Raw genomic sequence first — 5108 nt, forward strand, 5'->3', positions numbered from 1 at the left:
GGCCGCGGCACTGCCGCGTTGCTCTTCCCAATCCTGCGCATGCCGCCACACTGAGCTATAGCTGCCGTCATAGCCGAGGCCGCGAAGCTCCTCATAGATCCGGATCAGCGTCAGACGCTCTCGCTGCGGCTTGGCCGCGTTTGCCGACAGCAACAGATCGAGCTTCTCACGCCAGGCGCCCATCCGCGGATAGGGCTGATGCTTGCGCTCGTAACGAAACTCAGTCTCCTCCGATCGCAGAACCTTGCGCACCACCTTCCGGGATATCCCCAACTCCCGGCAGATCGCCTTGATCGTCTTGCCCTGAACCAGCGACAGCCGGCGTATCTTCGCAATCGTCTCCACAACCAACATCCAAAACACAAATGCCTCCGATCAAACCGGAGGCATCATGATGACCCCAATGTTAAGGGGTCCCGTTTGGACGAAAATCACCCCTCAACAGGGGTCCTCATTCCACGAAAAATCACAGCTTGCACCGTCTGTCGGTACCCTTGTTGTGAACCTCATCCTCGAGCAGAATTCCGGTGAGTTTGGCCGATCGCTTGACCGGCCGTTGGTATCGTTTGGTGGCAGTTCGCACTTTCACTTAAAGCTGCGACAGTGCCTTGTCGGTCCGCTCGCGCGCTTTCTTCGGCAATTTCGCCTCCTTGATCGCCTGTACATTGGCGGGGTTCTCTCCCACAACGATCACCGCAACCATACCCATACTATAATGCGGCGTGCACTTTATGACATAGACTCCGGGCGTATTGAACGTCTGCTTTACTGTTTCATTGACCTTTCCCTTGAACAGCTCTGCGCCGTCAGGAACCATGTTTTTTATGGCTTCAGCGTTGTGGCCCTTGTCCTTTGGCACAAAGGTGACAGTGTCGCCGACAGCGATTTTTGACAGAAGCGGCTCGAACACCATCACCCCATCGGAGCCCTTGTTGAGCATATCAACTTCGAAGTCCGCAGCGATTGCGCTACTGCCTATCAACACTGAAACAGCGCCTCCGATGAGAGTCGTTGCAAAAAGATTCATTGTTTTTTCTCCTTGATATTTATTCAGCCGACGACGGCAGCGTGGGTGATGGAACTACGGGCGTGAGGCAACCCTTGTCTGAACATAACAACCATGGATGCCCGTTCAACCCAAGGAAAAACGTAAAGTTCCGCTTTGATGCCGATTTGGCCAAGACGGAGAATTCGAAATCTACGGGTCCGCATGGGTAGGGCGACTGACCCTCGCGGTGATAGTCCACAGATCTCCCACCAGTTGAGGTGGAGGTTACCTCCCATCGTTGACGTGAAGCTGGCGGACAACCAGAACTTAGGCGTTTAGGTCATGGGGAAAAAGGCGGCGAAATGTCGATCTCGTCACCAGCGGCAGGCGGATACGTCGGTGACCGGAGACAATGTAAGCGTAAAAGCACTTCGATCAGGTCCGCTCGACGCCGTGCGGGACGTTCAACTCCCGTATCGTCTGTGTTCGCCTGACTCCAGAACAAGATCCACCATGATATCAGGTTTTCCGGCAAGGCTTGAACGGATACTATCCGGATCCAGCAGCGTGAAGACGGTCGAGAGAGCGTCTGCTGTCGTGGCGTCCGGCGCCACGACAGTCAGGCGCCGATAAGACGCGCTGGCATTGCCGTTGCGCGGGTCGAGGATATGGCTAAACCGGCGTGCGGTGTCGAATTGGAAGCCGGCCGGGCTGGATGTCGCAACCGCCCGGTCGATAAGATCGAGAACGCTGTCGGGACGTTCGGCGCCCTGGAGGTCGGCAAGGCCGATGCGCCACGGAGTGCCGTCGCCCTGCGCGCCAATAGCTCGACCTTCACCCATGTCCACCATGCTGCTGGTGATACCCGCATCCCGCAGCAACGAAACCACGCGGTCGGTGACATAGCCTTGAGCTATGCCGTTCAGCGTCAGCGCCATGCCTGGCCGCTTGAACACGATGCCGTCGCGGTTGAAGCGGACCGCGTCGAAGCCGACTCGCGCGACCGCCTGTGCGATTTGTTCGGGTGGAGGGCCGTCGGGATCCGCGCCGGGTGCCGAGAAATGATCGCGATAAAGCGCCCAGAGCGGCTGTATGGTCGGGTCGAAAACACCGCTGCTCTCATGCCAATGGTGGTGGCAGGCTTCGAGCAGTGCTACCAGATCACCGGATGGTGCGGCCAGGCCACCGACTCGGTTCAGCTCGCTGATCGCGGATGTGCTCCTGTAAAGGCTGAACACCTCTTCCAGCCGCGACACCTCCGTCACGACGCGGTTGATCAGCAACTGGGCCTTGTCCCTGTCCTCGTGATGTAGGATAAGCGTCGCAGGTGCACCCAGCGCCTGCCCTTTCCAGGTGACCGCATGGGTCGCCGCCCGCGCGGGCCGTATCAGGGGTAGGCCAGCGGCTGCGGCGAATATCGCAATGGCGCGGCGGCGGGTGACAATACTAGCCATTTGTCTGTCCTTTCCCGGGTTCTACGAAATTTTCCGGCGTATTCTGTCTCTCAGCATCGTCCGTCGTCGACCCTAGCACGTAATCGCGAGGAACTTCTTCGAAGCTGACAACGCGGCCGCCATGCTCGCCGGCGAATTTGTCGGCGGCATCACGCGTCGAAAACGGTACCGCCTCGTCCGTGCCCATGCCGCCGCGCAGCCCGCTGCCGATCACGAAGAATGCGAGGCGCGCATCGATCCAGTTATCGGCTCCAGGCTCTTCCCATGTGGTTGCCTTAGCCATATCCGACACATAGATGGCCGCAATGTCCTTTGGCTCCTCTGGCAGCATCGTGAATGCGAGCGTGTCTCGCGCCGAACTGAACCAGATAGGCTCTGGGATTTGGGACATTATAATCTGTCCCTTGGGGCCCGGATGTTCCAGAACATTCATCCCACAATAACGGCCCATCGCTTCCTCGGTGAGCGCGTAGGGTGCTGGTGGCGTCGCGTCCTTTTCCTCGCTGCAGCCTGATAAGAGAAGGCCGCAGAGCAAGAGTGCGATGACGGGAGCAATCTTCATAGCTCTCTCCTTGAGAATATCCTAAGCGCGAGCGCAAGCGGCGCGGCGATCCAGGCGACGAGAGCAGCAACGAGCATGGGCCCGTTGAGCCCTGTATGTCCGGCGATGCCGCCGAGCCCCGAAAGCGCGCCCGCCTCTCCCGAGCCCAGATTGAGGAGTCGATAGGCATCGGTCGGGTTGAGGACGAGCAGGACATCGAGAAGTCCGCTGGGCAGCGGCCGGCCTTCTGCTGCCACCAATGCTCCCAGCAGAGCCATGTCGTAGATCAGTACAAAGAACAGCCAGACGCCGATCGCGATGCCGCCGGCCGTGCTCCGCTCGCTGGAAAGCGCGCTCGTTACATAGCCGATAGCGATGAATACCATGCCGAGCAGGATTGATGAAGCAATCATCGCCAGGAAGGCCCACCAACTGGCCAGGCCAATCTCGGTCCCGGTCATCGCCAGTGCCGCAGCTGCAGTGCCATAACCGAACAGGGTGGCGAAGGCGAGGATCGCCAGATGGCCGAGGAATTTGCCGAAGACAATCTGCCGCCGACTGATCGGATAGCTGATCAGGAGCAGCATCGTACCACGTTCTACTTCGCCGACGATCGCATCATGCGCCAGCAGCAGTGCAATCAGCGGCACCAGGAATATGGTCAAACTCGACAGGCTGACGATGACGACATCGAGCTGGTTGACGCCGACATTGCCGGTCGGCGCGCTGCCGAGGAAGGACAGAGTGAGCGCAAGGGCTGCCAGCAACAGCGTCGTGGCCAGCACCCAGCGGTTCCGCAGGCCTTCTTGGATCTCCTTGCGCGCCACGATCAATATATTGTTCATCGCGTCATCCCCCGCCCCCCGAGGAAATGGGCGTAGAGTTCATCGAGCGTTGGCTCCACCACATGCAGCGCCGCAACCGCGGCGGGATCGGCCGTGACGTCCCTGAGGATCGAGATTTTGTTTTCGGGCGCGACCTCCGCCTCGAAGGTGCGGTCCCTGATCGCCTTCCAGGCGACCTGCCCGCCGCTCGGAGCGGTTATTCCCGCGCCATCTGCCAGCGTGACACTGATCCGGGTCGGCAGGCGGGCGATGCCCCGCAGCTTCTCCAGCGTGCCGTCGGCGATTGCCACACCCTCGTTGACGATGATCACCCGGTCGGTGCGATCTTCGAGTTCCGTCAGCGCATGCGAGGACAGCAGGATCGTTGTACCAGCCGATCGCAGGCCGGATACCAATTCATAGAAATTTCGTCTCAATGCCGGATCAAGGCCGCTGGTGGGCTCGTCGAGCAGCAGGATGCGCGGTGCGCCGAGCAGCGCCTGCGCCAGTCCCAGTCGTTGCCGCATGCCCTTGGAATAGGTCCGGACGGGGCGATCGGCTGCAGCCGGCGCGAGCCCGACGCGCTCGAACAGGCCCTCCATGTCCGACATATCCACACGTTTCAGTCGTGCATAGAAGGCAAGCGTCTCGCGGCCCGTCAGCGCCATGTGGAAGGAGACGCTCTCCGGCAGGTAACCGAGCCGCTGGCGCACAGCGAAATCGCCCCGGGCCGGGTCTTCGCCCAGCACCTGCACTGTGCCTTGCGTCGGCCGGATGAGGCCGAGCATCAGCTTGATCAGCGTCGTCTTGCCCGCGCCGTTGTGGCCGACAAGGGCCACCGTCTGGCCCTGCTCCAGTTCGAAGGAGACATTCTTGACCGCCTCGATCCGGCCGTAGCGTTTCGCCACGCCTGATAATGTGACCGTGGGTGCCGTCACTGCAAACCGTCTTTCTGCCTTGTCGGTGCCATCAACGGATGGCTGTCCACCACGCCGCCCGGCAACAGCGCCGGAAACTGGACCTGCGCCCAGCGGATGATCTGCACGGCCGGGCTCGAAGTGAGAATCTTGGCCTGCGGCGAGGTCCACAGGACCTTGTCCATGAGGTCGTTCGGGCGATAGGCCCTATCGCCGATTCCGTCGCCATCAAGGTCAAAGGCCGGGTTGTCGCTCCAGTAATTGCCGCGCCCATTCACCGACCAGTCAAGGTAGCGGGTGCCGACATATTTCACCTGGTTGCGATTGTCGATGAAGGCATTGCCGGTCATCGTATTGCCTTCCGACCCGGCGGTGAAATGGATG

At 60.3% G+C, this 5108-nt stretch carries 7 protein-coding genes; all 7 read right to left on the bottom strand.

The window, feature by feature from the left end:
* A partial coding sequence (locus DY251_RS21065) for an IS21 family transposase (protein ID WP_483466595.1) occupies positions 1 to 354 on the bottom strand: 354 nt, incomplete at its 3' end.
* A 235-nt stretch (positions 355 to 589) separates the two neighbouring features.
* Complete coding sequence (locus DY251_RS21070) at positions 590 to 1027, bottom strand: pseudoazurin (protein ID WP_052821456.1); 438 nt, start codon at positions 1025 to 1027, stop codon at positions 590 to 592.
* Between the two features lie 425 nt (positions 1028 to 1452).
* Positions 1453 to 2442 (bottom strand): FAD:protein FMN transferase, encoded by a 990-nt coding sequence (locus DY251_RS21075; protein WP_037094308.1) that lies wholly within the window; start codon positions 2440 to 2442, stop codon positions 1453 to 1455.
* Positions 2435 to 3004 carry a nitrous oxide reductase accessory protein NosL gene (locus DY251_RS21080; RefSeq protein WP_050746872.1) on the bottom strand — a complete coding sequence of 190 codons (570 nt, stop codon included), beginning with the start codon at positions 3002 to 3004 and terminating at the stop codon, positions 2435 to 2437. The genes DY251_RS21075 and DY251_RS21080 overlap by 8 nt, the downstream gene beginning before the upstream one ends.
* Positions 3001 to 3828, bottom strand: coding sequence for an ABC transporter permease (locus tag DY251_RS21085; protein ID WP_116625870.1), 828 nt, complete (start codon positions 3826 to 3828; stop codon positions 3001 to 3003). Before DY251_RS21085 ends, DY251_RS21080 begins: the two co-directional genes overlap by 4 nt.
* Entirely contained in the window at positions 3825 to 4745 is a 921-nt protein-coding gene (locus DY251_RS21090; RefSeq protein WP_037094313.1) for an ABC transporter ATP-binding protein, read from the bottom strand. The genes DY251_RS21085 and DY251_RS21090 overlap by 4 nt, the downstream gene beginning before the upstream one ends.
* The coding region (locus DY251_RS21095; protein ID WP_281004492.1) for a NosD domain-containing protein at positions 4742 to 5108 on the bottom strand (367 nt) is incomplete at its 5' end. The genes DY251_RS21095 and DY251_RS21090, both read right to left, overlap by 4 nt.

Origin of the sequence: Mesorhizobium denitrificans, assembly GCF_003403035.1 — a bacterium.
GTDB lineage: Bacteria > Pseudomonadota > Alphaproteobacteria > Rhizobiales > Rhizobiaceae > Mesorhizobium_G > Mesorhizobium_G denitrificans.